We start from the raw sequence: 657 nt of genomic DNA on the forward strand, positions 1-657 counted from the left end.
CGGCGCAAGGAAACCGCTACTTCCACGATCTCTATCATCACATTGCCGCTGATCTGAAAAGGCGGTGGGAGCAGTTTTTGGGGACTTGAGGGTCGTGAACATACGGCTCAGGTGTCACAGAAACAGCGCGAGTGGCGCGAGTGGCGCTTCAGGTACGAGAAAGAAGATCGGCAAAACCTCGCCCAGAATGCAGCCGAACTCAATGCAATGGGAGAGTCGGAACAGTTTTTACCCGCTCTCTTCTGTTCTCCGACTATGGAACTTGGTGTCGACATCTCGGCGCTCAACGCTGTCTATCTGCGTAACGTGCCGCCGACGCCGGCGAACTATGCGCAGCGCGCTGGCCGTGCTGGCCGCTCCGGACAGGCTGCCGTCATCGTTACCTACTGCGCCGCTCAATCGCCGCACGATCAATATTTTTTCGAGCGCCGCAATGAAATGGTGGCCGGCGTTGTCCGTCCGCCCGCACTCGACATCACCAACGAAGAGCTTGTGCGTTCGCACCTGCATGCCATTTGGCTCGCCGAAGCGAAGCTCGCCTTGTCGCCGGACATCCCCGAAATCCTTGATCTGGCGGGAGCCGGCTACCCGCTGAAACAGGAAATTCACGCCATTATCGATCAGCCAGCGCTAGCCGCAGCGGCCCACGCACCGATG

General features: G+C 58.9%; 1 pseudogene. It reads left to right on the forward strand.

Annotation, left to right across the window (positions count from 1 at the left end):
* Nucleotides 1-657: pseudogene (locus RCCGE510_RS34410) on the forward strand (helicase-related protein); the annotation flags it as partial.

It is taken from the genome of Rhizobium sp. CCGE 510 (assembly GCF_000292525.1).
GTDB lineage: Bacteria > Pseudomonadota > Alphaproteobacteria > Rhizobiales > Rhizobiaceae > Rhizobium.